General features: G+C 36.2%; 8 protein-coding genes. 4 read left to right on the plus strand and 4 right to left on the minus strand.

Annotated features, from left to right (window positions below):
* Positions 1 to 33: 33 nt before the first annotated feature.
* The 4 genes from K4L44_16065 to K4L44_16080 form a co-directional block, all read right to left on the minus strand.
* Positions 34 to 2,337: a glycoside hydrolase family 65 protein gene (locus K4L44_16065; GenBank protein ID QZE14022.1), complete on the minus strand. Its 2,304-nt coding sequence runs from the start codon at positions 2,335 to 2,337 to the stop codon at positions 34 to 36.
* A gap of 24 nt (positions 2,338 to 2,361) precedes the next feature.
* Positions 2,362 to 3,009, minus strand: a complete 648-nt coding sequence (pgmB, locus tag K4L44_16070; GenBank protein QZE14023.1) for a beta-phosphoglucomutase — start codon at positions 3,007 to 3,009, stop codon at positions 2,362 to 2,364.
* A 10-nt stretch (positions 3,010 to 3,019) separates the two neighbouring features.
* Positions 3,020 to 4,381 (minus strand): MFS transporter, encoded by a 1,362-nt coding sequence (locus tag K4L44_16075; protein QZE14024.1) that lies wholly within the window; start codon positions 4,379 to 4,381, stop codon positions 3,020 to 3,022.
* Positions 4,382 to 5,220: 839 nt separating this feature from the next.
* A complete protein-coding gene (locus K4L44_16080) occupies positions 5,221 to 6,243 on the minus strand; it encodes a LacI family transcriptional regulator (protein ID QZE14025.1) in 1,023 nt (340 codons plus the stop codon).
* An 853-nt stretch (positions 6,244 to 7,096) separates the two neighbouring features.
* Here K4L44_16080 and K4L44_16085 point away from each other — a divergent pair.
* The 4 genes from K4L44_16085 (at position 7,097) to K4L44_16100 (ending at position 16,167) form a co-directional block, all read left to right on the plus strand.
* Positions 7,097 to 10,132 (plus strand): TonB-dependent receptor, encoded by a 3,036-nt coding sequence (locus K4L44_16085; GenBank protein QZE14026.1) that lies wholly within the window; start codon positions 7,097 to 7,099, stop codon positions 10,130 to 10,132.
* 25 nt (positions 10,133 to 10,157) lie between these two features.
* Positions 10,158 to 11,828, plus strand: coding sequence for a RagB/SusD family nutrient uptake outer membrane protein (locus K4L44_16090; protein ID QZE14027.1), 1,671 nt, complete (start codon positions 10,158 to 10,160; stop codon positions 11,826 to 11,828).
* A 77-nt stretch (positions 11,829 to 11,905) separates the two neighbouring features.
* Positions 11,906 to 12,994: a SusE domain-containing protein gene (locus K4L44_16095; GenBank protein QZE14028.1), complete on the plus strand. Its 1,089-nt coding sequence runs from the start codon at positions 11,906 to 11,908 to the stop codon at positions 12,992 to 12,994.
* Between the two features lie 95 nt (positions 12,995 to 13,089).
* Complete coding sequence (locus K4L44_16100) at positions 13,090 to 16,167, plus strand: T9SS type A sorting domain-containing protein (protein ID QZE14029.1); 3,078 nt, start codon at positions 13,090 to 13,092, stop codon at positions 16,165 to 16,167.
* The last annotated feature ends 390 nt before the right edge of the window (positions 16,168 to 16,557 follow it).

Genomic DNA, 16,557 nt, shown 5'->3' on the forward strand with positions numbered 1-16,557 from the left:
ATCAAAGAAGAGAAGGGCTTTAAAAAACTATAATTACAATTTAATTGTATCGTTCGCTGCTAGAGTGTACTCTTTGTCAAAAACGGTAAGATCACAAGCAACATCAGAAATATTTTCGATGATTGTATGATCATGAGTAGTTTGAACTTTAAGGTGTGCACCTCTGAAATTCACTTTGAAGCTATATCCTTTCCACTCTTTAGGAAGGAATGGGTTTAATATAAGGCGATTGTTTCTTGCTCTGAAACCACCGAATCCCATAACGAATCCCATCCATGTACCTCCCATGGAGGTGATGTGAAGTCCATCTTCTGTATCGTTGTTGTAATCATCAAGATCCAAACGAGCAGTACGTAGATACATCTCATAAGCTTTCTCTTGATTGCCAATCTTAGAGGCTAAGATATTATGGATACAAGGGGAAAGAGATGATTCATGAACAGTGATTGGTTCATAAAAGTCAAAGTGTCTTTTTATTGTTTCCACATCGAAATCATCCTCAAAAAGATACAAACTTTGAAGCGTATCGGCTTGCTTGATATAACAAGAGCGAAGGATTCGATCCCATGACCATTTTTGGTTGATAGGACGATTCTCTGCTCCCATCTCTGCAGTTGGGATAATCTCTTTGTTCAAGAAGTTATCTTGCTGCAAGAATATTTGGCGAGTTTCATCATATGGGAAATACATATTATCGATGATATGTGTCCATTTCGAAACTTCTTCTTCTTCGTTGAAATTCCACTTCTCCTTTAGAGAAGCATATTCTGCTGCATGATTCTCTTTCAAGTAAGCTACAGCTTCTCTTGTGTATTGAAGTGTCCATTGTGCCAAGCGGTTTGTGTGGTAGTTGTTGTCCACATTATTCTCATACTCGTTTGGCCCCGTAACTCCAAGCATCACATATTTATTCTGGTAATTTGACCAGTTCACACGCTGTGTCCAAAAACGAGAGATTCCTAATAGTACTTCAAAACCATAAGGAGCAAGATATTCAAAATCATTGGTATATCTAATGTACTCATAAATGGCAAATGCAATAGCACCATTACGGTGGATTTCTTCGAAAGTGATCTCCCACTCGTTGTGACACTCTTCTCCATTCATGGTTACCATTGGGTAAAGAGCTGCCCCATTCTTAAATCCTAACTTCTTAGCATTTTCAATCGCTCTATCTAGGTGTTTGTAGCGATAAAGAAGTAAGTTCTTAGAGATCTCTTCAGGAGCAGTTGCTAGATAGAATGGAAGACAATATGCTTCTGTATCCCAATAGGTACTTCCTCCGTATTTCTCTCCTGTAAAACCTTTCGGTCCAATGTTTAGTCTTGGATCTTCTCCAGTATATGTTTGGTTTAGTTGGAAGATGTTGAATCGAATACCCTGCTGTGCAGCTGCATCTCCTTCAATGATAATATCACTAGTCTCCCACTTAACTTCCCACGCTTTTTTGTGTTCGTCTAACATTTGATCGAAACCTTTCTCAAACGCTTTGTTTAAGAAAACTTTTGCTTGATCCACTAGATCAGACTTCTCTGCATATTCAGAAGAAAGGTTAACACCAATTTTTTCAATTGTAATGGTCTGCCCCTCTTTAATGTCAAAAGAAGTGATATTTGAAATATATTTTACACGCTCTTCAAGATCCGCTTTAAAAGATTGTTTCTCTCCGTCGATGAAGATTTGGTATTTCATCCCTGTGGTAACATGAAAAAGAGTCTTTCTTGTTTCGGCAGTAATAAATCCTTCGCCATTAGAAACCTCTTTTTCTACTTCGTTCCAGAACTTCTCATCGTAGTTGGTGTCTTTGTTCATGACATCAAAATCCACATAAGGTTTGATTGTAACCTTATCCTGGAAATTTACGGCTTTCACACTGTAACGAATAGCTCCAGTTTCAGAGTCTACTATACTCATGAAACGTTGCGATTTTACCTCTACTATTTTTCCACTAGGAAGTTTGGCAGTGAAACGACGAACAAGGTGTCCCTCTTTCATATCTAGTTCACGATGAAAGTCAAGAACTTCGCATTCGGCTAGATCTAACTCCTCTTCACCAACAGTGATATCGATACCAATCCAGTTTGCACCATTAAGAACTTTAGCGAAATAGTCAGGGTATCCATTCTTCCACCAACCTACTCTTGTTTTGTCTGGATAGTAAACACCTGCTACATAATTTCCTTGAAGTGTCTTTCCAGAGAATTTTTCTTCAAAGTTTGCACGTCCACCCATGCGTCCATTACCAAGACTCATTAAACTTTCGCTAATTTCATTCCATTCTGGGTGATACTGGTCTTCAATTACTTTCCAGTTATCATGTATGATAAAATCTTTCATATGTTTAATCTCTTTTTTTAATCTTTAGAACTTTAGACGATCTAGGCTCATCTCATCAAAACCTTTAATAACGAAGTCTGCTTCTGAAAGTGTTTCCTCTTCTCCAACTCCGATACAATACATGCCACCAGCTTTTGCCGCTTCGATACCTGCTACCGCATCTTCGAAAACAACACACTCTTCAGCGGTTACATTTAGTAGGTTAGCACCTTTGGTAAATACTTCAGGATCCGGTTTCGCTTTAGATACGCTATTTCCGTCAACGATCTCATCAAAGTAGGATGTTAATCCAATTTGATTAAGTATAAGAGGTGCATTTTTACTTGCAGAACCAAGAGCTATTTTAATTCCATTTGCACGCAAAGAAGTTAAGAACTCTTTTACACCTGGAAGGATCTCATCTTCTTCCATTTTCTGGATATAAGAAACGTAGTTTACATTCTTTTTATCTGCATAATGTAGTTTCTCTTGTTCTGAAAGAGACTTGTTCCCAATTTCAAGAAGGATATCTAAAGATCTCATTCTACTAACTCCTTTTAGTCTCTCATTGTCTTCTTCTGTAAAGTCGAAGCCAAGCTCTTGAGCTAACTCTTTCCATGCAATGTAGTGGTACTTTGCAGTATCTACTATAACACCATCTAAATCGAATAAACAAGCTTTAATTTGTACCATTTTTCACCCTTTAATTTTGTTGCTTAGGAACTTTAACGAAACACACAGCTAATGCTGCCAATAACATAGAAACACCACATACAATCATCATATAGATTGCATGGTTGTTGAAGAAGCTGCTAAGAATAGCACCTCCGAGTAGTCCTGAGATAATTTGAGGTCCAGCAATGGTGAAATTGAATATTCCCATGTAAACTCCCATTTTGTCTGCAGGTAGTGATTCTGATAATATTGAATAAGGCATTGCAAGAATTGCAGCCCATGCAATACCAACACCAATCATTGAAAATATAAGTGCATTTGGTGTTGTGATATAGAACATTGATATATAGCCAACCGCACCAAGTAGTAGACTTGTAAGATAGGTTGTTTTACGTCCTATTGCTTTGGCAATTTTTGTCATTAGAATAGAGAAAATTGCAGCAAAAAGGCTATACGCACCAAACATTACCCCTACCCAGTTTCCAGCTTCTTGAAATGCACTAGAACTAGAATCATGAATAGGTGTTCCCCAAACATGTTGTGACACTGCTGATGTTGTATAAACCCACATGATATATAGAGCAAACCATGAAAAGAATTGAACAACTGCTAGTTGCATCATGGTTTTAGGCATATTCTTCATTAACCCCCAAAAATCTGAAAGACTTTGTTTCAGGCTCTTTTTCTCCTTTTGCTCATTGATCCATTGGTCATAATCAAGGCCATTTTGTTCACAATATGTTTTAGGTTCATACTCTTTAGTTCTAAAGACAGTCCAAATAACAGAAAGAAGAAGCACTGCTCCACCAATATAAAATGACCATATCACAGAGGCAGGAACTTCACCATCAGGTGCTTCATTTGCTACATCTAGAACATTGGTTAAAACATAAGGAAGGATAGAGCCAATAACGGCTCCTGTATTGATTAAGAAGCTTTGAATCGAGTATCCTAATGTTCTCTGTTCCTCGGACACCATATCCGCAACGAGTGCGCGGAATGGTTGCATGGTAATATTGAATGATCCATCCATAAGAGCAAACATGAGTGCTCCAAATACCAAAGCGGGAATAATACTTACTGCTAAAGAAGCATTAGGCATAAGCCACATAGATAATGTTGCAACAATAGCTCCTCCAAGAATGTAAGGTCCTCTACGACCAAAACGATTCCATGTTTTATCAGAAGCTGCTCCTACAATTGGTTGTACAATCAATCCCATTACCGGTGCTGCAAGCCAAAATAGAGGAAGTGCATGAAGGTCTGCACCTAAATTCGAAAGGATTCTACTCACATTCGCACTTTGTAGTGCAAATCCCATTTGAATCCCTAAGAATCCAAAGCTGACATTCCATATTTGCCAAAAAGATAATTTTGGTTTTGTCCTCATGTTATGTTCTATTAATGGAGTTTATTTAATTGAATAGACTTGTTTACTTATAGTCTCAATGATCTCAATTCCACTCTAAAAAAGAGTGTCAATTAATAATTACTTAATACAAAAATAGTTTCGTAATCTGGTTATCAAAACGGTTTAACTCATTGATAGGTTGAATTTTGGTACCGCAAACGTTTGATGTGTTGCAAAACATTTTTTCAAACGTTTGCGAGTTTGGATAAATTTTTAACTCCTGTTCATGATCAAAATCAGCATTTATTCTCCTATTCAACAATCCATTGAATTGATGGTTTAATGCTATTCACTATTTGACCACTAATTGTGAATAATGAATGAGATATGAGGTGTTCATGATATATGAACCTTATATTCATTTAGTTAAATAATGGATCTAGAGAGACTACAAGAAGGATATAAGGTTACAATAGTGGAAAATAATGACTTCGTCAATAGATGATATTGCTTACTTGATAGTACTGTGGTAAGACACAATATATTTAAAGCGAAGATTGGATAGCGAGTATAATATTATGGCAAATATGGTTTTATTATGACCTAACGTCATTTTTTAATATTAATGCGAACATTCGTGGGTTGAAATCGTTGCAATTTTAGATTTATGTCGTAGGTCTTAAGGGGAGACTTGCTCGTGATACTTTATCGAATATATATTATTCTATTATGGAATAAAATATGGTCTTTTGCTTTAATCCTAGATGGTGTATGCGTACTAAGATAAACAAGGAAATAGGCTTTTTAATATCTATGATTATTCTAAGACTGGGCATAACTAATAAGAGCTCTTTTTTTAAAGAGCTCTTATTGGTATGTTATTTATTGTGAATAGAGGATTCACGAATTATAAGATTTGTCTCAATAAAAATATCTTCATGGACTATAGATTCTTCTTCACTTTCAATTCTTTTGATAAGAAGTTCTGTTGCTTTAGATCCCATTTCGTAACCATGTTGATCAATAGAGGTAAGTGTCGGCTCTGTGATATCCGCAAAACGACCCGAACTAAATCCTACAATTGCGATATCTTTGGGAGTATTCATGCCTTTGTTATGAATGGATTTAATGGCTCCAATCGCAGTCAGATCGTTTACCGCAAAAATACCATCCGGTGGTGTTTCTAAGTTTAGTAACTCTCTAGTTGCTTTTTTTCCAAGTTCAAAATCATCTGCACTTAAGACATACTCCTCATTAAATGGAATATTGGCCTCTTCAAGAGCCTGTTTATAACCAGACAATCTCTCTTTAGCAATGGTCAAGCTTTGTGGTCCACATAGGTGTGCGATTCTTTTACAACCTGCTTCTATCAGATGTTTTGTCGCTTTATAACCGGCCATTTTATCATTAATAAGAATTCTATCTGCTTCAATACCTTTTGCATCCCGATCAAAAAATATAAGAGGAATACCACGTTTAATAAATTGTTTTAAATGATCGAAATGATCACTCTCTTTGGTGACAGATACAAGAATACCTTCTACCCTGTTTGAAAGTAGTGTTTGTGCATTTGTAACTTCTCGTTCAAATTTTTCATTGGATTGACAAATCATTACATTGTATCCAGCATCATAAGCCACATCTTCTATCCCACTTATTACTGATGAGAAAAAATAATGAACTATCTCTGGTATAATAACGCCAATTGTCCTTGTGCGAGAATTTTTTAGGCTTAATGCAACTGCATTAGGCTGATAGTTTAGCTCTTCTGCTAACCGGTGTACAGCATCTCTTGTTTTTTGACTAATATCTGGATGGTTTTTAAGTGCACGAGATACTGTGGATGCTGATATACCTAATTCTTTGGCAATGTCTTTAATTGTGACCTGACTTTTCTTCATGTGCAATTTGATAATGACAGTTAGATGAAGTGTAGTGTTTGTAACATTAATATTAACGATTATCCTTCTAATTTTATGCAAAGTTCTAAATAAAGAGTTGGACTAATGGTTAAAATACGTGAAATTATTATTCTAATCAAGTTTTACAGGACATTGTTTCATGTAATATGCTTGAATAGCAGTTTCTTATACCTGTTCAATAGATCGTCGAATTATATTGTTGTTTAAACTTTACTTAACATCATGAGTGTATGAAAGTTTGTTAAAAACATTATAAGCATAGTCTCTTTGTTTAGAGATCTTATTCTTATCCTATTTATAATGTTAAAATTAGTTTATGATAAAGTGAGTCCTTTTGACCTTTCATGTGATGAATAATATTTTTTGTAGTCAATTTATAGTCGATTGATGAGTATAATGGATTTTTAATAGTTTATTAGATCTAACATATAAGTCTCATTATGTGGTTAAAATTACCATGAGGTTGTTTTTTTTAACCACTTTAGAATGAATGTGTTATATAACATGTACTCCGCAAACGTTTTCACAAACGTTTGCGGAGTTTTTTTAATGGAGTGCTATTCTGATATTAAATTTTCTTTAAGAAAAAATGTTTCTTTTGTGTATTGATTAATTAGGAAACGGTGTATTAATGAAAACATTTTTTAAAATACGACTGTTAGATGATTAATCTTTATTTTATATATCAGTTGCAGAAAAGTCTAAACAATTCAAAATAAATCATTCAATTAAACAACTTCACTGTCGTGTAAGTTGTTGATTATTAAATCAACAGAAAAGAGTTGCTTTCCTGAATGGGAATATTTTGTGCTTTTTTTTAAACTCAAGCCATATGAAAGTAAATAGTCTATTTAAATCTATGTTCTTTTTACTTGTCGCACTTCTCAGCATAGGAGTTGCACAAGCGCAGGAACGAATCATGACAGGATCTGTAGTTGACAAGACTACAAGAGAGCCTTTACCAGGAGTTACAATTGCTGTCGAAGGTACTGTAAGAGGTATTATCACAGACTTTGATGGTAACTTCGCGTTAAAAGTGAAAAAAGGAGAGGTTTTAAGAATCTCATATATTGGTTATGTAACACAAAAAATAACCGTAGCTTCTCAAACAACTATTGCTGTTGAGTTGGCAACAGATACTAAAGGATTGGATGAAGTAGTTGTTATTGGATATGGTACTTCGAAGAAAGAAGATCTAACAGGATCTGTTCAGGCTGTATCTTCTGATGATTTCAAACAAGGTTCTGCTTCTTCACCACAAGAGCTTATCAATGGTAAGGTCGCAGGGGTTCAGATTACTTCTTCAGGAGGAGCTCCTGGTTCAGGAACAAAGATCCGCGTACGTGGAGGTTCTTCTATTAACGCATCGAATGATCCATTGATCATTGTAGATGGTGTCCCATTGGACAATGGTGGTGTTTCGGGTATGCGTAACCCATTAAATGTGGTGAACCCTAATGATATCGAAACATTTACTGTTCTTAAAGATGCATCAGCAACTGCTATTTATGGATCTAGAGCATCGAATGGTGTTATTTTGATTACTACAAAGAAAGGATCCAAAGAGGGGGTACATGTTGACTATAGCGGAAAATTCTCTGTAGGTACAAACACCAAAGAGATGGACCTAATGAATCGTGAGCAGTATACTACACTTCTTAATGAGAAGTATGACGGACAGTCAATCTTAACAAAGGTTGGAGAATACGATACAGACTGGCAAAAAGAGATCTACAGAACTTCTTTTAGCCAAGATCATAGTGTTTCTGTTTCAGGAACTTTGGTAGAGAATCTACCTTATCGTCTTTCTATGGGATATAATGATAGTAATGGTACTATTAAGACTTCAAACATGAAGCGTTATACTACTGCATTGAACTTGAATCCTAGCTTTTTTGATGATCACTTGAGAACAACCGTTTCATTTAAATACATGAATGTAAGAAACCGTTTTGCTGAACTAGGTGCGGTAGGCTCTGCAGCTTCTATGGATCCGACACATGCTGTGTCAGAGCCAGGAAATGAAGCTTTTGGCGGTTATTACACTTGGGTAGACAACAATGGTGATCCAATTGACATTGCACCGAAAAACCCTATTGCTCAATTAAACCAAAAAGACAACTCTTCTACCGTTAATCGTTACATCATTAATGGTCAATTCGATTATAAATTCCACTTTTTACCTGAATTACGTGCAAATTTAAACGTTGGATTGGATAAATCTAATAGTGATGGAACAATCACAACAGATCCACAAGCTGCATGGGATTTAGGAGCCTTCAATCGTGGTGGTGCTAGAGAATTCTATACTGGTGATAAGAAAAATGAAATTTTAGATTTCTACCTTCAGTATTCGAAAGATCTTGACAAAATTGATTCTCGCATCGATGTGATGGGAGGTTATTCATGGCAACATTTCTGGTGGGAAAAAACTGGAGCATCTTACTATAATCAAGATACTGCAGGAAGTGTAGATGCACCAGAGAGTGATAGAGTTCGTAGCCCATTCTTTATCGATCGTAGTGAGAATTACTTGGTTTCGTTCTTTGCTCGTTTGAACTACTCTTTCAAGGGACGTTACTTGCTTACTGCAACTGTTCGTCGTGATGGATCTTCAAAATTTAGTAAAGATAATAGAATTGGTGTTTTCCCTTCTGTTGCCTTGGCTTGGAATATGAAGAAAGAGTCATTCCTTAAAGATGTAGACGTAGTTTCTCAATTGAAATTACGAGGAGGTTATGGTATTACAGGTCAGCAAGATGTTGGTACCGATTATGGCTACTTTGGTGTTTATACAAAACAGCAAGAGACTGCACAATACATTTATTATAAAAAAGCAGACGGTACTTATACAAAAGTAAAAGTTGCAGGAAATAGACCCGAGGGTTATGATGCAAACCTTAAATGGGAGCAGACAGCAACTTCAAATATTGGTGTTGATTATGGATTCTTTGATGGTCGCTTGACAGGTTCATTGGACGTTTATACAAGAAAGACTACTGACTTATTGAATACTGTTCCAGTTGCAGCTCTTGCAAACTTAGAAGATCAGCTTTTAACGAATGTTGGTGATATGACCAATAAAGGTTTCGAGTTCTCTATCACTGGTAAGGTTATTGACAAGAAAGACCTTTCTTGGAACTTAGCTGCCAATGTAACTTATAACAAAAATGAGATCACAAAATTAACCTCATCGGATGATCCTAATTACAAAGGAGTGATGACAGGCGGTATCTCTGGTGGTACTGGTAACACAATTCAAATAATGCAAGTTGGACAACCTGTTAATTCATTCTATGTATACGAGCAGGTATACGATGCAAATGGAGCTCCAATTGAAGGTGCATATGTGGATCGCAACAATGACAACAAGATTGATCAGGGAGATATGTATGTTTATAAGAAAGCAGCACCAGATGTTTTGTTAGGATTCTCTACAAGCTTAAGATATAAGAATTGGGACTTTAGTGCATCAGCAAGAGCAAACCTTGGTGGATATGTATATAACAACATGGAATCTAATCGCTCTTACTATGCTTCAATGCAGACTAATGGTAACTACCTATCAAACTTGATGACATCTTATTTTGATACACAATTTAAGGATGCTCAGTACATGTCTGATATGTATGTAAAGAAAGCTTCATTCTTTAGATTAGATAATGTTCAAATAGGATATAACTTCAACCAACTATTTAAACAAGGTTCATCGTTAGAAGATGTACGACTTAGACTATATGGTAGTGTAGACAATGTATTTGTTGTTTCTCCATATGATGGTATTGACCCAGAGGTAGACAATGGAATTGACCAAAATGTTTATCCTCGTCCACGTACATTTATGTTCGGTGTAAATATTTCATTCTAAGTTCTGATTAAAAAAATTGAAAACTATGAGATTTCTAAAACAATATAAAACAGGTGTTTTTGCTATTGCATTAGCATCACTAGGGCTGACATCATGTTTAAATGACTTAGATGTACAACCAATTGACCCAGATGTTACGACGCCTAACAACGTCTATACTTCTGAAGCAGCATTCGAATCTGTATTGGCCAAATGTTATTCTGGTTTGGCTGTTTCTGGTACCAAAGGGCCAGCAGGAGATCCTGACCTTTCTAGAGGTGATGAAGGACATGGTGAATACTGGAGAGGATACTTCTATCTTTCAGAATTAACAACAGATGAAGCGATTTGTGGTTGGGATGATGGAGACCTTTCGGATTTAAGTAAGAACTCTTGGGACGCTGGATGTGATAAGATTGAGCCTTTTTATAATAGAGCTTTCTATCAGATATCATTAGCGAATGAATTCTTGAGACAAGCAAATACTTATGGGAAAGATAGCTATATCAATCTTCCTAGATATCGTGCAGAGGCTCGTTTTCTAAGAGTATTCTCTTACTGGCATGCTTTAGATCTTTTCGGTAATGGTATTCCTTTTGCAGATGAAACATCTGCGATTGGTTCTGTAGGTCCACTACCAGCTGGTGTTGTTGGAGGTCCTGAAGTATTCAACTATATTGAGAAAGAACTTCTTTCTATTATTGATGACAGCAACGCTGAACATCTTGTAGATCCTCAAGCGGGAGTTATTGGACAAGCAACAAAAGGTGCAGCATGGATGTTATTGGCAAAGTTATATTTGAACAACGAAGTATACCTCGATGCTACCAATAATAATGATCCATCTGCATATTATAAGAAAGCGAAAATTTATGTAGACAAAGTAATTAATGAGGGAGGTTATTCTCTAGTGGAAGGAACTGTAGGTTCTCCATTATCTAGTAAATATTCTGACTACCAATGTCTATTCTTAGCTGATAATTACAAATGTTCAGATGAGTTTATCTTTACCATCAACTTTGATGGAATGTATGCTCAATCATTTGGAGGTTCTACTTATCTTGTGAATGCAGCGATCTCTGGAGATATGAAAGCTGCTGATTATGGAACAAACTCAGGTTGGGGTGGTAACCGTGTATTGAGAGAATTGGTTAATAAATTCCCAAATACAGATCCAACACAGACAGCAGACCAGAGAGATCTTTGGTTTACTTCAGGCCAGACTCTTGATATTGTAAACTTCAATAACTTCCAAGATGGTTATGCATGTCCTAAATTCGTAAACATGGATCGTGAAGGAAACCCTGGATCTAATGCTGCAGCTGGTCAGGCTGATGTAAATATTCCTGTTTTCCGTTTGGCTGATGCATACTTGATGCAAGCAGAGATCGACCTTCGTTTAGGCTCTCTATCTGATGCTGCATTCCAAAACTTCAACAAAGTACGTACTCGTGCAAAAGCAGCTCCAATGACAAAAGGAGAGATTGATCTTGATGTTATTTTAAATGAAAGAGCAAGAGAGCTTTATTGGGAAGGACATCGTCGTACAGACCTTGTTCGTTTCAACAAGTATACTGGAGGATCTTATGTATGGCAGTTTAAAGGTGGTGTTACAGATGGAACTTCTATCGATGAGTACTACCGTTTGATGCCTATTCCTTCAACAGACCTTAATGCAAACCCTAAGTTGAAGCAGAATCCTGGATATTCAAAATAAAGGAAAGGATGTGTCAGTAAAGGGCATATTACTCTTTATCTGACACTCTATTTGCGAATTTATTTAAATTGGAAAAGATGAAAAAAAATAGCTTATATATTGGATTAATTGCACTTTTTATGTTGGCAATTAGTTCTTGTTCGAAAGACGACAATTCTCCTCTTCTATTAAAAGATGCCGTTGCACCTGAGCTAACTGGTGTTACAACTGATGCTTTGGTTATAACAGAAGCAAATGCTTCTGAGGTTGCATTTACGATGACATGGACAGACCCACAGTATGGGGTGGATATGGCAGACAAGTATGATGTTCAAATGGATGTTGTAGGCAATGATTTTGCATCTGCGATTAGCTTGGGAACGACTACTAGTAACTCTATGGAGATTACAAATGCTGTAATCAATGGTACTGCAGCTAAGCTTAAAATTCCTTTTGCAACTCCTACTGATGTTGAATTTCGTGTAGTTGCTTCTGTTCAAGGTGAGGGTGATAAAACAATTACTGGAGTGGCTCCTATCAATAGTAATGGGATGACAGCGAACATCTCTACATATGAAGTGATCATTAACTATAACAAATGGTATGTGCCTGGTGATTATCAGGTAGCTTCTAATTATGGTAAGGATAATTGGGCGCCTGAAAATACAAGAACAGTGATTCGCGATATCAATAGCGATGGTAAATATGAAGGGTATATCTACTTTGCTTCTGCTGCAAGTTTCAAAATAACAAGTGAGCCAACGTGGAAAGGTGATAATTATACGGATGATGATGGTGATGGAATCTTAAAGACAGATGGAAGTGATACCAAGATGAAAGAAGGTGGTTTCTACTTGATGAAAGTAAACTCTAAGAATCTAGGATATTCTGCTACAAAAACAGCATGGGGTGTGATTGGTGATGCAACCCCAGGTGGTTGGAACAATGATACCAACCTTACACTAGATCCGGTTTCTCACCTTTGGAGTGTAACGCTTGACTTAACTGCAGGAGCCATTAAGTTTAGAGCAAACGGAGAATGGACACTTAGTTATGGTGATATAGATAAAAATGGAAAGCTTGATCAAGAAGAAGGCAATAATATTGCAATCACAGATGCAGGTAACTATACTATCACATTAAATTTCACTACATATCCATACTCATATACATTAGTGAAAAATTAATGATGTTTTAGTCATGCAGAATTAGTTTTTATAATGGCGATGAGGAGTAATTTCTTATCGCCATTTTTTATACTTGCTAACTTAAATACAATAAAATGAAGAAACTTCTACTCTATTGGTTCCTTATCATAGGGTTCCATAGTGTTGTTTATGCACAAAACATTTCAGATTATTCAGTATCAACAGTTCCCGAAAACTGTACTGCTTCAGCGCCAATTACAATTCGATTTGATTCAAAGAATTTTGATATCCCTTCTAAATGGGGGAATGCTTATGTTTGGATATGGATTAATCCTGGAGGCAATCCTACTAATCAAGGTTCGTGGAACAACACCAATGAGGCTTTTAAGATGACTCGTGATGGAAATACTTCCATTTATACTTACACTTTTACTCCCTCTGAGCTATGGCCAGATGCTAATTTAAACTCAATTTCTGAAGTTGGTTTTTTGGTTAAACAAAAGAACGGTAATGGGAAAAGTGGTGATTTGAAAATTGCCCTGACACAAGCGGTTGATCCTATCGTGATGGAGCCAAAGTTGTTTCACTCTTCGGATGAAGTTACTATGACTGTTGATTCCGAAAGTTTAGGTTCTTTGAGTGATTGGGATAAAAGCTATTTATGGATATGGTTGGATGGAGTAGGCAATCCAAAAGATCAAGGTTCTTGGAATGAAACTAGTGAGAATTATAAGCTCCAAAAAATCGAAGGAACCACTAAATATAAGTTTACTTTCACTCCAACAGATCTTTGGCCAGGTATTTCGGGAGAGAAGATGAAGAAAATAGGAATTATTTTTAAATCAAAAAATGGTTCGAAGAATACAAAGAATGCATACTTTTATGTTACCCCTGGCGGTTTTGTGCTTACTACTGATATATCCGAACCTTCATTTAAGTTAAAGAAAGGAACAACGAAAACATTCACTTCTACTTCTACTGAGGTTGCTACTCTTTCTATTCTTGTCGATAACAAAGAGGTTAAATCGGAGGAGGGAACTAAAATCACCTATGATTTTACACCTCAAGAAATTCAATCTGGTTTTATCGAAATTCAGGCAACCAAGAATGGACAAAAGATTAGCAATAGAATAAAGTATCTATCCTATGGAGACAATGTGGTAGAGAAGCTTCCTGCGGGATCTAGAGCAGGTATTTCATATCCTTCTGAGACTAGTGCTCGACTTGTGTTGTATGCACCAGCGAAGGAGAACGTTTATGTTTTGGGAGATTTCAATGATTGGAATGTGGGGTCTGATTTCCAAATGAAGAAAGATGGAGACTATTATTGGTTAGATATCCCTAATTTGGAAAGTGGAAAAGAGTATGCATTTCAATATTTTATTGATGGAAGTATATTGGTTGCAGACCCATATACTGATAAGATATTAGATCCATGGAACGATTCTCATATCTCTGATGAGACCTACCCAAATTTGATGCAATACCCAAAAGGAAAAACAGAAGGAATTGTTTCTGTACTACAACCTGGTCAAACCGCTTATAAATGGGAAGTGGAGAACTTTGATGTACCAAAGCATGAACATTTAATGATTTATGAGCTACTGGTAAGAGACTTTGACGAGAAACACTCTTACCAAGCGATAATAGATCGTTTGGATTATCTAGAAAATCTAAATGTAAATGTGCTAGAGTTGATGCCAATCAATGAATTCGATGGTAATGATAGCTGGGGATATAATCCCAACTTCTATTTCGCTCCAGATAAGTATTACGGACCTAAGAACGATTTAAAACGTTTGATTGATGCGTGTCATAAAAGAGGTATCGCGGTAGTAATAGATCTTGTTTTAAATCATTCGTGGGGTCAAAGTCCATTCTATTTGATGTATAAGAATGGCAATAAGCCTTCAAAAGACAATCCATGGTATAATGAGAACCATAACTTTGAAACCCCTGATGCACAGTGGGGAGAGGATTTTAATCACGATAGACCTCAAACGAGAGCATTGGTGGATAGTATTAACAGCTATTGGATGTCGGAATATAAAGTGGATGGTTTTAGATTTGATTTTACCAAAGGATTCTCTAATAATTTTAAACCAATAAATTCCGATAAGTGGGGTTCGAAATACGATCAAGAACGTATAAACAACTTAGAGCGTATGAGTAGTGAGATTTGGAAAAGAAAATCAGATGCTCTTGTTATATGTGAACACCTTGCTGAGGATGCAGAAGATAGAGTTCTAGGCGATTTTGGAATGATGTTATGGTGTAATATGTTTGGAGATGGTAAACAGGCTTTAATGGCTTATGATGCTAATTTTAGTGGTGCCGATTATAAGCATAAGGGGTTGAGTAAAATGAACCTCATTGGTTACATGGAGAGTCATGACGAAGAACGAATATCTTTTGAGGCTAAAAAATATGGTAAAAAGTATGGAACTTATGACACCAAAGAGTTACCAACCATGTGTGAAAGATTATGTACTAATGGTGCATTATTCTTTTTGATGCCTGGACCGAAGATGATTTGGCAGTTTGGAGAACTTGGATATGATTATTCTATTGAAGAGAATGGTAGGACTGGAAAAAAACCTATAAGATGGGATTATTTAGATGATCAAGATCGTAAGAAAGTATATGATACATATGCTAAGTTTTTTGAATTGAAAACTACTGAGGAGATCTTCGCTACCAAAAACTTTGATTATTCTTTAGATTCGTATAAAAAATATATTCGTCTTCATGATGGAGCCAAAGAGGTGGTTATCGTTGGTAATTTTGATGTGGTAAACCAATCTGTTACTGTGAATATTCCAACGGCAGGAACATGGTATAATATGATGAACGAAGAGACGATGGATCTTCCATCAGGAAACCACTCTTTTGATCTAAAACCAGGAGCTTATCTTATTTTGTCTAACTATAAGAGTTCCATATCTACTAATTCTTCGGAATTAAAGTCTGCAAAACATACAAAGGTTTTTCCAATTCCAGCGACGGACAGAATCAATATGGTGAGTGATTTAGCACTTAGAAGTTATTCTATTTATGATATTTTAGGGAATTTAGTTGCTGTAAAAAATATTGATTTATTACCGGATAATGTCTATACTATACCATTAAATGGGCTCTCTTCAGGCGTTTACTTCTTTGTTGCAGAAACATCTGATGGAAAAAAAGATAAGTTAATGTTTGTGATTAAATAAAAAAGACTATCTTTATTTCACTTAATGTATTAACGCTTTCCTATATGAGGGTGTTGATATTTTAGTTGTGTGTTTATTTTCAGTTTATTAAGGGGATACTACAGAAATGTAGTCCCCTTCTTTTTTGCCCAAAAGTTTCATTACCACCTCTTCTCGTATTTTATCGACCATAATCCTGTTTTTATCGACTCTTTTGATTTTACTTAGAGTGCTATTTTATATACCCATTGTTTATACATTGGTTACCCTTCCATTACCCCTAGGGTAACCAAAGGGTATCGGAAGGGTAACGGAAGGGTAACCGAACCTACTTTCAAGTAGGGTTCTGGTCATCGTTTGATACGTCAGAGACACTGTCAGGAAAAGTGTGTGTGATACTGTCTGAAGAGT

This window comes from Prolixibacteraceae bacterium, from assembly GCA_019720755.1.
Taxonomy (GTDB): Bacteria; Bacteroidota; Bacteroidia; order Bacteroidales; family Prolixibacteraceae; genus Halosquirtibacter; species Halosquirtibacter laminarini.

What these genes read in the sequence shown, in the direction of transcription:
- K4L44_16065 (QZE14022.1), bottom strand. Translation starts at nt 2,337, where the DNA reads ATGAAAGATTTTATCATACATGATAACTGGAAAGTAATTGAAGACCAG.
- pgmB (QZE14023.1), bottom strand. Translation starts at nt 3,009, where the DNA reads ATGGTACAAATTAAAGCTTGTTTATTCGATTTAGATGGTGTTATAGTA.
- K4L44_16075 (QZE14024.1), bottom strand. Translation starts at nt 4,381, where the DNA reads ATGAGGACAAAACCAAAATTATCTTTTTGGCAAATATGGAATGTCAGC.
- K4L44_16080 (QZE14025.1), bottom strand. Translation starts at nt 6,243, where the DNA reads ATGAAGAAAAGTCAGGTCACAATTAAAGACATTGCCAAAGAATTAGGT.
- K4L44_16085 (QZE14026.1), top strand. Translation starts at nt 7,097, where the DNA reads ATGAAAGTAAATAGTCTATTTAAATCTATGTTCTTTTTACTTGTCGCA.
- K4L44_16090 (QZE14027.1), top strand. Translation starts at nt 10,158, where the DNA reads ATGAGATTTCTAAAACAATATAAAACAGGTGTTTTTGCTATTGCATTA.
- K4L44_16095 (QZE14028.1), top strand. Translation starts at nt 11,906, where the DNA reads ATGAAAAAAAATAGCTTATATATTGGATTAATTGCACTTTTTATGTTG.
- K4L44_16100 (QZE14029.1), top strand. Translation starts at nt 13,090, where the DNA reads ATGAAGAAACTTCTACTCTATTGGTTCCTTATCATAGGGTTCCATAGT.